The sequence below is a fragment of the Ruegeria sp. AB6 genome (genome assembly GCF_056542685.1).
In genome coordinates this window covers 290,806-306,943 of sequence record NZ_JBQGAD010000005.1, presented here as the reverse complement: position 1 = coordinate 306,943, position 16,138 = coordinate 290,806, and the positions used below count along the sequence as shown (strand labels likewise).

Annotated in this window: 15 protein-coding genes; 9 read left to right on the top strand and 6 right to left on the bottom strand. The window is 58.6% G+C overall.

The window, feature by feature from the left end:
• Positions 1 to 218 precede the first annotated feature (218 nt).
• The 6 genes from ACR0DB_RS13070 to ACR0DB_RS13045 form a co-directional block, all read right to left on the bottom strand.
• Positions 219 to 1,244: a trans-3-hydroxy-L-proline dehydratase gene (locus ACR0DB_RS13070; protein WP_480551408.1), complete on the bottom strand. Its 1,026-nt coding sequence runs from the start codon at positions 1,242 to 1,244 to the stop codon at positions 219 to 221.
• 8 nt (positions 1,245 to 1,252) lie between these two features.
• Complete coding sequence (locus ACR0DB_RS13065) at positions 1,253 to 2,491, bottom strand: NAD(P)/FAD-dependent oxidoreductase (RefSeq protein ID WP_480551406.1); 1,239 nt, start codon at positions 2,489 to 2,491, stop codon at positions 1,253 to 1,255.
• Positions 2,488 to 3,420 (bottom strand): 4-hydroxyproline epimerase, encoded by a 933-nt coding sequence (locus ACR0DB_RS13060; RefSeq protein ID WP_480551404.1) that lies wholly within the window; start codon positions 3,418 to 3,420, stop codon positions 2,488 to 2,490. Before ACR0DB_RS13060 ends, ACR0DB_RS13065 begins: the two co-directional genes overlap by 4 nt.
• Positions 3,411 to 4,370, bottom strand: a complete 960-nt coding sequence (locus tag ACR0DB_RS13055) for a dihydrodipicolinate synthase family protein (protein WP_480551402.1) — start codon at positions 4,368 to 4,370, stop codon at positions 3,411 to 3,413. Before ACR0DB_RS13055 ends, ACR0DB_RS13060 begins: the two co-directional genes overlap by 10 nt.
• A gap of 155 nt (positions 4,371 to 4,525) precedes the next feature.
• Positions 4,526 to 5,584 carry an ABC transporter ATP-binding protein gene (locus tag ACR0DB_RS13050; RefSeq protein ID WP_480551400.1) on the bottom strand — a complete coding sequence of 353 codons (1,059 nt, stop codon included), beginning with the start codon at positions 5,582 to 5,584 and terminating at the stop codon, positions 4,526 to 4,528.
• On the bottom strand, positions 5,581 to 6,387 hold the full coding sequence (locus tag ACR0DB_RS13045; RefSeq protein WP_170773516.1) for an IclR family transcriptional regulator: 807 nt from the start codon (positions 6,385 to 6,387) through the stop codon (positions 5,581 to 5,583). The genes ACR0DB_RS13050 and ACR0DB_RS13045 overlap by 4 nt, the downstream gene beginning before the upstream one ends.
• 152 nt (positions 6,388 to 6,539) lie before the next feature.
• Between ACR0DB_RS13045 and ACR0DB_RS13040 the strand changes: the two genes are divergently transcribed.
• The 9 genes from ACR0DB_RS13040 to ACR0DB_RS13000 all read left to right on the top strand — a co-directional run bounded on the left by ACR0DB_RS13040 (position 6,540) and on the right by ACR0DB_RS13000 (position 16,138).
• Positions 6,540 to 7,799 carry an ABC transporter substrate-binding protein gene (locus ACR0DB_RS13040; RefSeq protein WP_170773513.1) on the top strand — a complete coding sequence of 420 codons (1,260 nt, stop codon included), beginning with the start codon at positions 6,540 to 6,542 and terminating at the stop codon, positions 7,797 to 7,799.
• 95 nt (positions 7,800 to 7,894) lie between these two features.
• Positions 7,895 to 8,821: a carbohydrate ABC transporter permease gene (locus ACR0DB_RS13035; RefSeq protein WP_170785929.1), complete on the top strand. Its 927-nt coding sequence runs from the start codon at positions 7,895 to 7,897 to the stop codon at positions 8,819 to 8,821.
• A gap of 1 nt (position 8,822) precedes the next feature.
• Positions 8,823 to 9,671 carry a carbohydrate ABC transporter permease gene (locus ACR0DB_RS13030; RefSeq protein WP_170773509.1) on the top strand — a complete coding sequence of 283 codons (849 nt, stop codon included), beginning with the start codon at positions 8,823 to 8,825 and terminating at the stop codon, positions 9,669 to 9,671.
• A gap of 22 nt (positions 9,672 to 9,693) precedes the next feature.
• The gene (melA, locus tag ACR0DB_RS13025) at positions 9,694 to 11,034 is read left to right on the top strand and encodes an alpha-galactosidase (protein ID WP_480551398.1); all 1,341 of its coding nucleotides are present in this window, start codon (positions 9,694 to 9,696) and stop codon (positions 11,032 to 11,034) included.
• 66 nt (positions 11,035 to 11,100) lie between these two features.
• Positions 11,101 to 11,865: an SDR family NAD(P)-dependent oxidoreductase gene (locus ACR0DB_RS13020; RefSeq protein WP_480551396.1), complete on the top strand. Its 765-nt coding sequence runs from the start codon at positions 11,101 to 11,103 to the stop codon at positions 11,863 to 11,865.
• 4 nt (positions 11,866 to 11,869) lie between these two features.
• Complete coding sequence (locus ACR0DB_RS13015; protein ID WP_480551394.1) at positions 11,870 to 12,763, top strand: 2-dehydro-3-deoxygalactonokinase; 894 nt, start codon at positions 11,870 to 11,872, stop codon at positions 12,761 to 12,763.
• Positions 12,760 to 13,365 carry a 2-dehydro-3-deoxy-6-phosphogalactonate aldolase gene (locus ACR0DB_RS13010; protein WP_480551392.1) on the top strand — a complete coding sequence of 202 codons (606 nt, stop codon included), beginning with the start codon at positions 12,760 to 12,762 and terminating at the stop codon, positions 13,363 to 13,365. The genes ACR0DB_RS13015 and ACR0DB_RS13010 overlap by 4 nt, the downstream gene beginning before the upstream one ends.
• The gene (locus ACR0DB_RS13005; protein WP_480551390.1) at positions 13,362 to 14,222 is read left to right on the top strand and encodes an SMP-30/gluconolactonase/LRE family protein; all 861 of its coding nucleotides are present in this window, start codon (positions 13,362 to 13,364) and stop codon (positions 14,220 to 14,222) included. Before ACR0DB_RS13010 ends, ACR0DB_RS13005 begins: the two co-directional genes overlap by 4 nt.
• The gene (locus ACR0DB_RS13000; RefSeq protein WP_480551388.1) at positions 14,219 to 16,138 is read left to right on the top strand and encodes a beta-galactosidase; all 1,920 of its coding nucleotides are present in this window, start codon (positions 14,219 to 14,221) and stop codon (positions 16,136 to 16,138) included. The genes ACR0DB_RS13005 and ACR0DB_RS13000 overlap by 4 nt, the downstream gene beginning before the upstream one ends.

Here is a 16,138-nt window from a genome sequence, read left to right as displayed (position 1 = left end):
TCTTTTACCTTTTTTAAAGCCTTTCGGGGCGTGCGTTCCAAGAGTTGGCCACTTTCGAGTGGCATAGGCGGGGCACGGCTATCCTGGTGCCCCAACGGTGACTCTGATTTGACAGGGCCTCCCTTAAATCACGTTTGGCTTGGGATCAATCACATCTGACCGCGCATTTTGACACGGTTTGCGGAAAATCGCGTCAATCACCCCGTCGCGCTCAATTTTCAGACGCCCCAGGTGTCGCTCAGCTTGTAGCCGCCCGGCCAGGGATCGCTGGGGTCCAGCATGTGTTGATGAGTGCCAGTGATCCAGCCGCGACCGCTGATTTCGGGGATGATGGCGGGGTGTGACCCGACTGTTGCGGTGTCCAGAATTTTGCCGGTAAAGCGCGAGCCGATGATCGAGACGGCCTCGAACGTCTGCCCAACGGCCAGTTCACCCTTGGCGGCCATCAGGGCCATGCGCGCCGATACAGCAGTTCCTGTGGGCGAGCGGTCGATCTTGCCCGGTTGAATAGCGACGGCGGATTTGCCCCGCAGCCCGGTTTCTGTCTGCTCAACCGGGCCACAGAATGCGCAGAACGAGATATGGGTCCAGTCCGGGTTTTCGGGGTGCCGGAAATCGAGTTGTTCATTCGCAGCATTGGTGATTGCAACGCCAACGCGTGCCAGTTCGCGTGCCTCAGATTCGACGATGTCAAGGCCAAGTTGCGCCGCATTGGCCACGACGAAGCTATCGCCGCCATAAGCGGTATCCACCGTCAGGTGCCCGAGCCCCGGAACTTCCAACGATGCCGCAATCCGGTCGGCGAAGCTGGGCAGGTTCTGCACATAGATGCGCTCGGCAGTGCCATTGCGACAGTCGGCCCGCACGCGGACCAGCCCGCCGGGGGCCTCGAGCGTCAGATGCGTGACGGGTTCCTGCATGGGGATCATCCCGCTATCCAGCAGCACGGTCGCTACGCAGATGGAATTCGACCCGGACATAGGCGGGGTGTCTTCAGGCTCCATGATGATAAACGCTGCATCCGCCTCGGGGTGTTTGGGCGGCACCAGAAGGTTCACATGCCGAAACACGCCGCCGCGCGGCTCATTGAGCACGAAGTTGCGCAGTGTCTGGTCCCGCGCGATGAAAGAGCGTTGATCCCAGAGGGTCTCACCGGGCGGAGGCAAAACGCCCCCGACGATGACATCGCCCACCTCGCCTTCTGCGTGGGCGGAGATGATGTGGATGGTCTTCACGCTGCGCATCTTACTCCCTAAAACCGAGTGGCGGAATAGGGGTTCATCGAGATGGGCGGCTGTGTCCCGTCCAGCAACGCACCAACCAATTCGGCGGTGCCTGCCGATTGCGTCAGCCCCAGATGGCCATGTCCGAACGCATAGATCACATCGGGCGCGTTGGGGGATGGCCCGATGACCGGCATACTATCTGGCAGCGACGGTCGAAACCCCATCCACTGTGTGCCCCCGTGCGTGTTCAGTCCGGGCATGAACTGCGCGGCCTTGTTCAGTAGAGCCTTGGCGCGTTTGAAATTGGGTGGCAGGGACAGCCCTCCCAATTCGACCGCACCACCGATGCGCACGCCGCCGTTGATCCGGCTAGCCACAAAGCCGTGGCCGGAAAACGTGAGATGCATCCGCAGATCGAAGGCACCCGGCGGCAGAGTCGTATTGTAGCCACGCTCGGTCTCAAGGGGGATGTGATCTCCCAGCGTTTGCGCCAGATGGTGCGACCACGCGCCCGCCGCGACGATGACCTTTGCCGCATCCAGCGTCCCATCCTCAAGGGTGATGCGCGTCCCGTTTTCCAGCGGGGTCAGGGCCCGGACGCCACGCGTCTCGATCCGCCCTTGCCGGTCGCTGAATGCTTTGGCCAGATGTTGGACCCACGTCTTTGGATCGATTGTATTCATCCAGTTCGGCGTAAACCCTGCATGGGTGAAGCGGGGGCTGAGGCCCGGTTGTTTCTCGGCTATCGCTTCGCGCGTTTCAAGCAGTTCGAACTCAATCCCATGCGCGCGCCGCTGGTCCCAAGCGGGCAAACTGATGCGGAATTCAGCTTCGGATTCGTAGAGTTGCATCTGTCCATCGCGCTGCATCATCGTCTCGCCCTCGACGGCCGGTATCAAACGCTCTAACGCAGAGCTTGAGACCTGCATCAGTCGGGCCTGCGCGTCCAGCAGATCCGCATAGCGCGAAGGCCGACTTGCCCGCCAAAAGCGGTACATCCACGGTGCGATCTTCGGCGCGTATGAGGGCGGGATAGACAAAGGACCCAGCGGGTCCAGCAGCCATTTTGGCGCTTTGCGCATGATACCGGGCGTAGCCAGCGGCTCGACCTCGGGGAAAGCAAATGCCCCTGCATTCCCCGCCGAGGTTTGAGAGGCGACCCCGTCCCTGTCCAGCACCAGAACCGAATGCCCTCGGCGCTGCAGTTCCAGCGCGGTCGTGATGCCAATTACCCCAGCCCCGATGATGACGACCTGCTCGCTCAAACTTGTATCCCTGTTCTGAACGGGTCAGATTCCGGGAAGATCAGCGTGGTTTCCGCCATGACATAGGCCTGCCCGGTGATGGAGGGGATCACGCCGCCATCCAGGCCGGGGTGATAAGACAGGCGATAGGTGCTGCCGATAACGCTCTGCTGCGTGATCTCATCGCCGGGGGCCAGCGCGCCATCGGCGGCCAAACAGGCCAACCGGGCCGAACAGCCGGTGCCGCAGGGCGAGCGGTCATAGTTATCGTCCGGGCACAGCACGAAATTGCGACCATGAATGGCAGGATCATCCGACGCGCCCTGAAAGATCACATGGTCTATCGGCTCACCCTGTTCGCCGCTTATCCCCTGCGCAATCGAGGCCTCGCGAATAGCGACCGTCATATCGGTGAGTTTGCGAATATTGGCAGATTCAACGGCAATCGGGCTGGGATCTACGATAAAGAACCAGTTTCCGCCATATGCAACATCGCCGGTCACCTGGCCATGACCCGGCACGTCCAGTGTCACGTCGCGATGCACCCGGCGGCTTTCGATATTCTGGACGGTCACTGTGTTTGCGTCGTGCAAAGTGACCGTCACCACACCGGCGGGGGTTTCGATGCGATGTTCTCCGATGCCGATACGTCCCAGATGCGCCAGCGTCACCGCCAGCCCGATGGTGCCGTGGCCACACATACGCAGCACTGCGTCAACGTCGAAATAGATCACGCCGGTTACGCAGGTTGGATCGACCGGTTCAACCAGCAACGCCCCGACCATGGCGGGTTGGCCACGCGGCTCCAGCATGATCGAGCGGTAGAATTCCTCGTGATCGGTTGCCAGCCTTCGGGCGCGGTCGGCCAGCGACCCGGTACCCAGATCGGGTGCTCCATCCAGAATGACCCGCGTGGGCTCGCCTCCGGTATGGCTGTCGATCACATGCATTCAGCGATCACTCCGCCCTGTTTCGACCAATTGGCGAACCACGCGCCGAACAGGGCATATTGCTGCTCGCAATAGTTACGCTGCGCGTCGGTCAGCTCATCCGTATCGTTGAAGTGCAACCTGTATTCCTCGTCCCCGTTCAGCACCAGAAGATGCTTGTAGTAAAGCACCAGATCCGGCCCTTCGTCAAAGCTGGACAGAACATGAATCGCCTCGGTCAGTTCCTGTGCGCGCTGGCGGGCTTCGGCATCGCCTTTGGCTGCCCTCTTGGACAGTTCGGCCAGCAACAGCGTCTCGCGCGGCAATGCGGTGCCGATGCCCGTAATCGAGCCAGTTGCGCCGCAATTGACGAACCCATGGTACACCTCGGTATCGACGCCGACCATAAGCGTGACCTGATCGTCCTGGCTGGTGATATTTTCCGCTGCATAGCGCAGGTCTTCTTTGCCGCCGAACTCTTTAAAGCCGATCAGGTTGGGATGCTCGGCCCGCAGTGCAAAAAACAAATCGGCCCGCGTGGCGAACCCGTAGTAGGGACTGTTATAGATGATCGCAGGCACATCCGGCGCTGCGGTCAGGATTGCCTTGAAGTGGTTCTTCTGCGCGGTCGGAGAGCTGCCACGCGACAGAACACGTGGGATCACCATCAACCCAACGGCACCCACCTTTTGCGCATGCGCCGCATGGGCCACAGCGGATTTGGTATTGATCGCCCCGGTGCCGACGACAACGGGTAGCCCCGCGGCCACTAGGCGTTCAACCCCTTCCATACGCTGGGCATCGGTCAGCAAAGGCCAATCCCCCATCGACCCGCAATAGACAACGGCCGACATGCCTGCGTCGATCATCTGTCGCCCCTTACGCACCAACGCGTCGAAATCTGGTTGACGGTCCGCTGTGCAGGGGGTCATGAGCGCTGGCATTGTGCCAGTGAAAACATTGGTCGTCATACGGCGATCCTTCGACAAATCCGAGGTTGCGGCGCAGGAGATGCGCCGTTTCAATTGCGATATCGGATATTGGATACAAAATCCACAACAAAATTGCGCTACAAAAGGCGCCGTGCCTCGTGACCGGCGCCCTTCTGCGATAGGCTGGTCTGCGTTTACCGCAACCGTTCGCCCGTTTCCGCGTCGAACATCATTGCACGGTCGGGCGAGAAGGTGACGCCGATACGTGCGCCTTGCTTGCTGCGCTCATCGTCCCGCTCTTCCACGATCAGCTTGTCGCCATTCGCGGTCAGCAGATACGAGTAACTGACACCCCCCAACGCTTCGGTCAGGTCCACGGTGCAACTGTCGCCAGAACGGTCCACCTGAAGGTGTTCGGGGCGAACGCCCAGCGTCACTTTCGTTGCGTTTGCAGGAACCGAGGACGTCACCGGCACTGGCTGGCTGAACGCGGGGTGCGTCACATGGCCATCTGCCACGTCGCACTCCAAAAAGTTCATCGCTGGCGAACCGATGAAGCCCGCGACGAACCGGTTGTCCGGGTCGCGGTAGAGGTCCATCGGCGCGCCCACTTGTTCGATCCGGCCATCGCGCAGAACCACGATCTTGTCCGCCATGGTCATCGCTTCGACCTGGTCATGGGTCACATAGATCATGGTCGCGCCGATTTCATTGTGCAGGCGCGCGATCTCGACACGCATTTCGACGCGCAACTCGGCATCCAGGTTGGACAGAGGTTCATCGAACAGAAACACCTCGGGGCCGCGCACGATGGCCCGGCCGATAGCAACACGTTGCCGCTGGCCACCGGACAGAGCTTTGGGCTTACGCTTCAGATACTGATCGAGTTTCAGAATGCTCGACGCTTCTTGTACCTTTTTGTCGATTTCGGTCTTGGCGACGCCGTTCATACGAAGACCAAAACCCATATTCTCGGCCACTGTCATATGCGGGTAGAGCGCGTAGGTCTGGAACACCATTGCAACCCCCCGTTTGGCCGGGTCCAGATGGGTCACATCGCGCGACCCGATCCGGATCTCACCCTCTGTCGTTTCCTCAAGCCCCGCGATCATCCGAAGCAAAGTGGACTTGCCGCACCCCGATGGACCGACAAAGACGCAAAACTCGCCATCCTCGATCTGTAAATCGATTCCGTGAATAACCTGCGTCTCACCATATCGCTTGATCGCACTGTTCAGAGTGACGCCTGTCATGTCGCTTGCATCCTGTCCTTAGATCCGTTTGGACGGCTTTCGGGAAACCGCCACGCTTGCGCTTCAATTCCAATTTGATCAGCCACGCGGCGTACACGGGGTACCCATGCCTGCAACTGATCAAAGCTCATTCGTTCCGTCGATCCGGTGATCGAAATCGCACCCAAAATCCGCCCCCCTTCGGTCAGGACGGGACAGGCTACGCAGATAATGCCCGGTTCGTGTTCTTCATCATCCACGGCGTATCCCCGCGCACGGATGACATCGAGATCCGCCCGCAAGAGTTGTTCCGACGCCAAGGTCTTGTCGGTAAACCGATGAAAGCTTTGCTGCGACAGAGCTTTATCCAGCGCGTCAGCGTCCAGATAAGCCATCATGGCCTTTCCCACGCCTGTGCAATAAGCGGGGCCAACTTTACCCGCTTGCGAATACATTTCTACAGGTTGGGTCGCGTTGCGCTTGTCGACATACAGAACCTGACCTGAATCCAGTTGGGCAAGGTGTACAGTCTCGCCCGTTTCGCGGCTGAGCGCGTCCAGAAAAGGTCGTGCGATCGGGGCAAGCGAACTTTGGGTCCACGCAGCGTGCGCCAAACGGACAAGGCGCAGCCCGGGCGCATATGTCTGCCGGTCCGGGTCATAGGACAGCATGCCCTGGTTTGTCAGGCTTTGAAGAAAGCGATACAGGGTCGCCTTTGGAAAATCGCTGCTTTCCAAAAGTTCCGCGAATCGGACCGGGCGAGCAAACGCTGCCACCTGCTCCAGTACGTCGCACGCTTTTCCTATAGTACCGTCGCCAGCCACGAGCGCCTTCCATCCTCCCATTGATCCACCGTCTTCGTCACGAGGGTCTTGACAAGATTAACCGATTCGATGTGTAGTTTTCAATATGTAAAACAAGGTTTCATTATTTGGAACCAAAATAACCAAAAAAATGGAATCTAAGGGAGGACACCATGAATTCCATCTTCAAGCGCACTGCAGCAGCTTTGGCGGCGAGTGTGGCACTTGCAGCGCCTGTAGCAGCTGAACTGACCGGCGAGCTGCGCATTTTCCTGGACACATCGAACCCGGCGCCTCGCGCAACGATGGAAGCGATGATCGACCGGTTTGCGGCGCAACACCCTGGTCTGGAGATCGAGACCACTGTGATCGACCGTGAAGCCTACAAGACTCAGATACGCAACTTTCTGACTGCTGATACTCCGGATGTTGCCACCTGGTATGCTGCCAACCGGATGAAGCCCTATGTCGAGGCTGGTCTGTTCGAAGACGTGTCGGACCTTTGGGCCGAAGCCGAGATTGGCGACAATCTGGCCTCGACCAAAGGCGCGATGACCATCGACGGAAAGCAATGGGGCGTGCCCTATACCTATTACCAGTGGGGTGTTTACTATCGCAAAGACATCTTCGATGAGCTGGGTCTGACCGAGCCGACCACATGGGAAGAAGAGCTGGCCAACTGTCAGAAGATCGTCGATTCCGGCCGCGCCTGCTATACGATCGGCACCAAATTCTTGTGGACCGCAGGCGGCTGGTTTGACTATCTGAACATGCGTACCAACGGCTTCGACTTCCACCAGCAGTTGGCCAATGGCGAAGTGAGCTGGGAAGACGACCGCGTCAAGCAGACCTTCGCCAATTGGAAACAGCTGATCGACATGGGCGCGTTCATCGACAACCACCAGACCTATAGCTGGCAAGAAGCCCTGCCCTTCATGGTCAATGGCGAAGCTGCAGCCTATCTGATGGGCAACTTCGCCGTGGCCCCGCTGCGCGAAGCCGGTCTGAGCGATGATCAGCTGGATTTCTATCAGTTTGTGTCGATCAACCCCGATGTCGAACTTGCCGAGGACGCGCCAACGGATACGTTCCACATCCCGTCGAACGCCTCGAACAAGGAAGCTGCGCGTGAATTCCTGCGCTTCGTTGTCTCGCCTGACGAACAGACCGAAATTAACAACGGCAAAAACCTGGGCCAGCTTCCTGTCAACGCAAAATCGGCCGTGGATGACGACAAATTCCTGAACCAGGGCTTCGAGATGCTGTCGTCCAACAGCCCCGGCGGTGTCGCCCAGTTCTGGGACCGCGACGCACCGGCAGAAATGGCCAAAGTGTCGATGGAAGGCTTCCAGGAATTCATGGTCAAGCCTGACAATGCCGACCGCATCCTGGCCAAGCTGGAACGCGCGCGTCAGCGCATCTACGACAACTGATCCGGTCAGACCGGGCCTCTGGCCCGGTTTGTACCAAGACCTGCGCAAGGCGGGTAAAGCCCGCCTTGCTCCTTTGATCCAATCCGAGTGTCCCCATGACCACTGCCGCCGAAGCTCCTGAACAGGAAAGCTGGTTTCACCGCAACCAGCAGCGCATCGCCCCGTGGCTGTTCCTTGCCCCTGGCCTGCTGTTCTTCATGGTCTACGTCATCATTCCAGTTTTTCAGTCCTTTAACCTCTCTCTTTATGAGTGGGATGGGCTGGGTGCTGCGGAATATGTAGGCTTTCGCAACTATGAGGACCTCTATTGGGAGTGGGTCGACCGGGATGCCTTTTTCATCTCACTCAAGAATAACCTGATCTGGCTAATACTGTATCTGGCCGCGATCCCTGCAGGGCTTTTCATTGCGCTGTTCCTGAACCAGACCGTTTGGGGTATTCGCCTCTACAAGTCGCTGTTTTTCTTTCCGTTCGTGATCTCACAGGTTGTTGTGGGCCTTGTTTTCACATGGTTTTACGACCCGACCTTTGGATTGCTGAACGAATTCCTCGCCTTCTTCGGTCTTGGCCCGCTCAACGTGCTGGGCGACGAGCGTTTCGTGACCTATGGCATCATCGTTGCCGGTCTCTGGCCGCAAACCGCTTATTGTATGATCCTGTATCTGACAGGTTTGAACGCAGTGGACCCGGAACAGATTGAAGCCGGCCGCTTGGATGGCGCAAAGGGCTGGCGGATGCTGTGGCACATCATCCTGCCGCAACTGCGCCCTGCCACATTCATTGCTTTCGTCGTTACAATCATCGGCGCCTTGCGCAGCTTTGACTTGATTTCGATCATGACCCAGGGTGGTCCTTTCGGTTCGTCTCGCGTGCTGGCCTACTACATGTTCGAAGTTGCCCTGTCCGAATATGGATTCCGTATGGGCTACGGTGCCGCCATTGCGGTCATCCTGTTCCTCATCATGCTGTGCTTCATCGCCTACTTCCTGTGGTCGATGTACCGTGAAGAAAGGGGACACTGAGATGTTTCCCAAACCTATCGAAAAACAGCCCCGCGCGGCGCAGATCACCTATCAGGCCATGCTACCCGTTGCCCTGCTGCTGTGGTTGGGACCATTGCTGGCGGTGGCGCTGTTCTCGGTCAAACCCGCGGCGGATTTCACCAACGCCAACTACTGGGGTATGCCGTCCAGTTTTGAAGGAGCCTTCAACTATGGGCAGGTGTTCTTCAACTCGGACATGCCGCGATATCTGCTGAACTCGTTCCTGATCACCATTCCTACTGTGATTGGTGCTGTTGCGCTCAGCTGCATGACTGGTTTTGCCCTGGGTATCTACAAGTTCAGGTCGAACCTGTGGATTTTCTTCCTCTTCGTGGCCGGCAACTTCGTGCCTTTCCAAATCCTGATGGTGCCGGTGCGCGATCTCACGCTGGAATTGGGCCTCTACAACACCAAAACCGGGCTGGTGCTATTTCACATTGCCTTCCAGACTGGGTTCTGCACTCTCTTCATGCGCAATTTCATCCGGGCGCTTCCGTTTGAGCTGATCGAGGCCGCGCGGGTAGAAGGTATTAGCGAGGTGCGTATCTTTTGGTACGTCGTTCTGCCGCTGATGAAGCCGGCCATCGCTGCGTTGAGCGTGCTGATCTTCACCTTCATCTGGAACGACTATTTCTGGGCGGTGGTGTTGACCCAAGGGGCTGAAAGCCAGCCTGTTACCGCCGGGATCACCAGCTTTAACGCCCAATTCCGCGCCGCTTATCAACTGATGAGCGCCGGTTCCATCGTCGCGGCGCTGCCGCCCGTGGCGATGTTCTTCCTGATGCAGAAACACTTCATCGCGGGTCTGACCCTCGGTGCCGTAAAATAACGTCAAACCAAAGGTTTGCAAAATGACAAAGATTGCCTTCGTCGGAGCGGGCTCCACGATCTTCATGCAGAATATCGTCGGCGATGCCCTGCTGACCCCTGCGCTTGCAGACAGCCATTTTGCGTTGATGGATATCGACGCGAACCGCTTGGCCGAAAGTGAAACCGTTGCCCGCGCCATGATCCGCTCGGTCGGGACCGGCGCAACCGTCACGACCCATACAGACCGCCGCACGGCGCTTGATGGGGCGGATTTCGTGGTAACAGCGTTTCAGGTGGGGGGCTACAGACCCTGCACGATCACGGATTTCGATATCCCCAAGCAATACGGACTGCGCCAGACCATCGCCGATACATTGGGCGTCGGCGGCATCATGCGGGGCCTGCGCACGGTTCCGGTTCTTTGGGATATCGCGCATGAAATGCTGCAGCTTTGTCCAAACGCAACGATGTTGCAATACGTCAACCCCATGGCGATCAACACCTGGGCTCTGGCCGAACGTTTCCCGACGCTCAAACATGTCGGGCTGTGTCACTCGGTCCAGAACACCGTCGAAGAACTGGCCCATGATCTGGACCTTCCAAAAAGCGATATTCGCTACAAGGTAGCGGGCGTAAACCACGTCGCCTTTTTCCTGCGGTTGGAGCATGAAGGACACGATCTTTATCCCGCGCTGCGTCAGGGCTATGCCGGTGGGCGGTTCCCGAAGCCGCCTTTGTTGATGCCCCGCTGTCCCAACAAAGTGCGGTACGAGGTGATGGACCACCTTGGCTATTTTTGCACCGAGAGTTCCGAGCATCTGGCCGAGTATGTTCCATGGTTCATCAAGGACGGTCGTGAGGACCTGATCGAGCAGTTTTCGATCCCGCTGGATGAATATCCCACCCGGTGCGAGGAACAAATCGCCAGTTGGAAAGAACAGGCAAAGACCCTGACGGATGGGCGCGACATCGCAGTGACGCGCAGCCACGAATTTGCGGCCGATCTGATGAATGCTATCGTAACCGACACGCCTTATGTGGCTTATGGCAACTTGCCCAACACCGGCCAAATCCCGCAATTGCCTTTGGGCGCGGCGGTTGAAACGCCCTGTCTGGTGGATAGTAACGGGGTGCAGCCCTCAGTCGTGACAGATATCCCGCCCCAACTGATCGCGCTGATGCGCAGCCAGATCAATGTGCAAGAGCTGATCGTGCGCGCGCTTGTCGACCAAAACCCTGAATATATCTATCACGCCGCGATGATGGACCCGCATACAGCTGCGGAACTGGACTTGCGGCAAATTCGCAATCTGGTCACCGATCTCCTGACCGCGCATTCCGAATGGCTGCCGGATTGGTGTCAGCCTGCCAGGGCCGCGTGAGAGGCCCTACAAATTTATTTTCCAAACGGGCCAAACTACGCGCCCCGTAAGCAGAAAGAGCCGCTGATGAGCCAACCCGCCACATTCCACGACCTAAACGGTGCCTCGGTTTATATCACCGGTGGAGGCTCAGGCGTTGGCGCTGCGCTGACCGACGGGTTCATGGCGCAGGGGGCCAATGTCGCGTTCATCGGCCGGTCTGATGCCAGTGCTTTTGTTGAAGAGATGCGCGAAAAACACGGTCGTGCGCCGCTGTTCCTGCAAGGGGATATGACGGATACCGAACTGCTACGCGCCACGATGACCAAAGCGGCCGAGGCGCACGGACCGCTCAACGTGTTGGTCAACAACGCAGCCAATGACAAGCGCCACTCACTCGAAGAAACAACGCCCGAATTCTGGGATTGGATGATCGAGGTGAACCTCAAGGCGTATTTCTTTGCCTCACAGGAAGCCGCACGTCAGATGACTGAAGGCGGCGCGATCATCAATTTCAGTTCGATCAGTTACATGATGGGCAATGCCGGCTATCCGGTCTACACCACTTCGAATGCAGGGATAACCGGCATGACCCGCTCATTAGCACGTGAACTTGGCCCCAGGAATATCCGTGTCAACGCGCTGGCCCCCGGTTGGGTGCTGACGCAGAAACAACTGGACATGTGGGCCACGCCCGTAGATCTGGCCTCGCATCTGGACCGACAATGCCTGAAAGAACATCTGACCCCAGAGGACATGATTGCGCCTACGCTGTTTCTGGCTTCACAAGCCAGCCGGGCGATGACTGGTCAGTGCATGGCGGTCGATGGCGGTGTCGTGGTGACGGGATGAGACCATGAGTATCGAATGGATCGCAGCAGATTGGGGAACATCCCATTTACGAGTTTGGGCAATGCAGGGCAGCCATGTTCTGGATCAGGCGGACTCGGACAAGGGTATGGGAAGTCTGACCCGGGGCGCGTTTCAGGATGCATTGCTGGAATTGATCGAGGATTGGCTTGGTGCCGAGCCGGTCGATGTCGTCGCCTGTGGTATGGTAGGCGCGCGTCAGGGCTGGGTCGAGGCCCCCTACTCTGCCGTGCCTTCAGCGCCAGTGCCACGCGCTCCGATCAGGGTGCCGGGCACGGACCCGCGCTTCCGCGCTTTTGTGGTGCCCGGTTTGAAACAGGCCAACCCGCCAGACGTCATGCGGGGTGAGGAAACTCAGATCGCAGGCTATCTGGCAGGATACAAGAATTGGGACGGCGTGATCTGCTTACCGGGGACCCATACTAAGTGGGTGCAAGTCAGCGCGGGCGAAGTGGTCAGCTTTCGCACCTTCATGACCGGTGAGATGTTCAGCCTGCTCAGCGGGCATTCGGTGCTGCGTCACTCGGTCGGAGAAGGATGGGACGATGCGGCTTTTGCCGAAGCCGCGGCGGATGCTTTGTCCAAACCTGAACAGATGGCGGCGCGCCTGTTTGGACTGCGCGCAGCTGATTTGCTGAATGGGCAGGATGCTTCTGTTGCCCGCGCCCGTCTGTCAGGATTTCTAATCGGGGCAGAACTGGCTGCCACGCGACCCTATTGGCTGGGTCAGCAGATCGCGATCATCGGGGCTGAGGGGCTGTCGGATGTCTATGGTCACGCCCTGAAACAGCAAGGCGCTTTTTTTGAAATCGCCGATAGTACGAACACCACTCTGGCGGGTCTGCATCAGGCCCGAAACCTGACGAGGCAGACCGCATGAGCCGTCCCATTATCGCAATCCTCAGAGGTCTTCACCCGACCGAAGCGACCGATGTTGGCCAGGCTCTGATTGATGCCGGTATCGACCAGATTGAAGTGCCGCTGAATTCGCCCGAGCCGCTAAGAAGCATCGGCATACTGGCCGAAAAATTTGGTGATACGGCGTTGATTGGCGCGGGCACGGTGTTAACCGCGGATCAAGTGGATGCCGTGGCCAAGGTTGGCGGCAAGCTGATCGTTTCGCCCAATTGCGACACGGATGTCATCCAGCGCACGGTCGCGCTGAACATGCAAAGCTGGCCCGGCGTCTACACCCCGACCGAGGCGTTTGCCGCCCTCAAGGCAGGCGCAACGGGGCTCAAGTTGTTTCCCGGTGTGATGGCGGGACCGACCGGATTGGCCGCTATGCGCCCAGTATTGCCAGAAGGGGCAAAGGTCTACGCCGTTGGTGGTGCTGGGCCCGATAATTTCGATGTGTGGATCAATGCGGGGGCGGACGGTTTCGGCATTGGATCGGCCCTTTTCAAGCCCGGCTTTTCAGTAGCCGAGATCTCGGAACGTGCACGCGGAATCGTCGCGGCCTACAACGAGGCCGCCGGATGAGCACCGTCTTTGACGACCGCCCTTGCGCATTGGGCGAGGGGCCGCTGTGGCATCCCCAACGGAAGCAGCTTTTCTGGTTCGACATTCTTGGCAAACGTTTGATGACGCAGGTCGATAGCGCGCCCGTTGAATGGCAGTTCGACGAACATGTCTCGGCCGCCGGGTGGGTCGACACTGAGACGCTGCTGATCGCGTCCGAAACCGGGTTGTGGCACTTCAATCTTGAAAGCCGCAAAAAGGCGCTGATCACTGCGCTTGAGGCAGAAAACTCTGTCACACGCTCGAATGATGGCCGGGCTGATCCGTGGGGCGGGTTCTGGATCGGAACGATGGGGAAAAATGCTGAGCGTGGAGCAGGCGCGATTTATCGGTTTTGGCGCGGGGAACTGCGCCGTTTGGTGCCTGACGTCACGATCTCGAACGCGATCTGTTTCGCGCCCGACCGATCCTGCGCCTATTTCACCGATACGGCGACCAAGCAGGTGATGCGCTGGACGCTGAACCCGTCGGATGGCTGGCCCGAGGGCGACAGCTCCGTTTTTCTTGATTTACGCGCAGATGATCTGAACCCAGATGGTGCAGTGGTAGATGCCCAAGGCAACATTTGGATTGCCCAATGGGGTGCAAATCGCGTTGCAGCCCATGCGCCGGACGGTCAGTTCCTGCAGTCGGTGGAATTCGATGCGGCACATACCTCATGTCCCTGCTTTGGAGGGGCTGATCTGACAACCTTGTTCTGTACTTCGGCCCGGCAGGGGCTGGATGCGGATATCCTTGCAAAACAGCCTTCAAACGGCATGACCTTTGCGGCACACAGCGCGGGAAAGGGTCAGCCAGAATACAGAGTTATCCTATGAAACCGGAACTTGGCGTCTGCTATTATCCTGAACATTGGCCAGAAGTGATATGGGCCGAAGATGCCGCACGCATGGTCGAAAACGGCCTGTCCTGGGTGCGCATCGGCGAATTCGCTTGGAGCCGGATGGAACCAACTCCGGGTGATCTGCAATTCGACTGGCTTGACCGGGCCATCGACACTTTGGGCGCGGCGGGTTTGAAAGTGGTTCTGGGGACACCAACCGCCACGCCACCGCGCTGGATGCTTGAGAAATACCCGGACATGCTGGCAGTTGACGCGGACGGGAACCCACGCAAATTCGGATCGCGGCGGCATTACTGCTTTAGCCATCAGGGTTATATTGAGGAATGCGCTCGGATCACGCAGATCATGGGTGAGCGATATGGCCGGAATCCCCACATCGCCGCGTGGCAGATCGACAATGAATATGGCTGCCACGATACCACCATCAGCTATAGCCCGGTCGCCCTTGCCGCGTTTCAGAATTGGCTTGAGGGTCAATACGGCTCGATCGATGCATTGAATACAGCTTGGGGGAATGTGTTCTGGTCGATGGAATATGATGGTTTCGACCAGATTGACCTGCCCAACCTGACTGTGACTGAACCCAACCCCGCCCATGTTCTGGCTTTCCGCCGGTTCAGCTCGGATCAGGTGGTGGTGTTCAACAAGGCGCAAGTGGATGTGCTGCGCAAGCTGACCGACGCGCCGCTGCTGCACAACTACATGGGCCGGGTATTGGAATTCGACCATTTCAAGGTGGGCGATGACCTGGATATCGCCACGTGGGACAGCTATCCGATCGGCTTCTTGTCTGACCGGCTTGAGGTGGACGAGGCGCATAAAGCCGCCTTTATGCAACAGGGTGATCCCGACATGCAGGCGTTCCACCACGACCTATACCGCGCCGTGGGGCGGGGCCGCTGGTGGGTGATGGAGCAGCAGCCTGGCCCGGTGAATTGGGCGCCCTACAACCCGGCACCGTTGCCGGGTATGGTCCGGCTCTGGTCGCTTGAGGCTGTCGCCCACGGGGCCGAGGTGGTCAGCTATTTCCGCTGGCGACAAGCTCCCTTCGCGCAAGAGCAGATGCATGCAGGATTACTGACACCAGACAATCGCCCTGCCCCAGCCTTGACCGAGGCGCGAGAAACAGCGGATACCCTTGCCCAAATCGGTTCTGTGACACAGCGCAAGGCGGATGTAGCCATTCTGTTCGACTACGCCTCAGACTGGGCGTGGGCGACCCAACCTCAGGGGGCAGGGTTTGATTATTTCCGGCTGGTCTTCTCGACCTACCGCGCGTTGCGAAGGGCGGGCTTGTCGGTGGACTTCCTGTCGCCCGACAGCATTCCGGCGGATGGCTACAAAATCATACTGGCACCTGGTCTGGCCACGATCGACAAGGACTTGGAGCGGAGTATTTCAAACGGCTGTGATCTGGCCATTCTGGGACCGCGTAGCGGGGCGATTACCCGCGATTTTCAGATTCCTCAGACTGGTCGACCGGGCCTGGTCGGCCTGGACAGCCATGTTGACCTGATCGAAACCCTGCCGCCCACGTCCAAACGCGATGTCTCGGGCGGAGGAGCGGCCTGTCACTGGGTCGAGCGTTTGTCTGGGACCGCCACAGCACTGTTGACCCATGCAGACGGAACGCCAGCGCTGACGGGCACCGGATCCATGTGGTATCTGGCCAATTTCCCGAACGACACTCTTTGGGATCGTGTCGTTCGGATGGCCGCTCAGCATACGGGGTTGAGTGTGTATCCCATGTTGAGCGGCCTCAGACGTCGTGAGACAGGCGAACATACATTCCTGATCAACTACAACGCCGCGCCGGTCACGTGGAACGGGCATGTGATTGATGCCTGTGATGCGCTTGTTCTGGAAAAAGGCGCGCCCGCCGAGGGGTAA